Origin of the sequence: Marinicauda pacifica, assembly GCF_004793635.1 — a bacterium.
Classification (GTDB): Bacteria; Pseudomonadota; Alphaproteobacteria; order Caulobacterales; family Maricaulaceae; genus Marinicauda; species Marinicauda pacifica.
In genome coordinates this window covers 1-307 of sequence record NZ_SRXV01000080.1, presented here as the reverse complement: position 1 = coordinate 307, position 307 = coordinate 1, and the positions used below count along the sequence as shown (strand labels likewise).

Below are 307 nucleotides of genomic sequence, written 5' to 3'. Positions count from 1 at the left end.
GACTGGCGGCACGGGGAGAACCGAAATTCCGCTTCCCGGTGAAAACCGGGAAACCACCCTCACACCATCCCCGCCGCCGCCAGATGGTCGATCATGCGCAGGCGGGCCTCGGGCAGGACCCGGTCGGAGGGCCAGAGGACGCGGCGTTCGAGGAAATAGCCGGTCAGGATCAGGCCCGCCTGGACGTCACCGGAGCGAAGCGCACCCTGTCCGGTCATGAAGCCTGGAAGGGCCAGCAGCTTGTCCTTGTAGGGTTCGCCGGCGCCGGAACTCACGGCGCGCCCCGTACGCGGACTGACGTAGACGA

1 pseudogene is annotated in these 307 nt (G+C 67.8%); it reads right to left on the bottom strand.

Annotation, left to right across the window (positions count from 1 at the left end):
* Positions 1 to 59 precede the first annotated feature (59 nt).
* Positions 60 to 307, bottom strand: a pseudogene (locus tag E5162_RS14470) (DNA repair protein RecO); the annotation flags it as partial.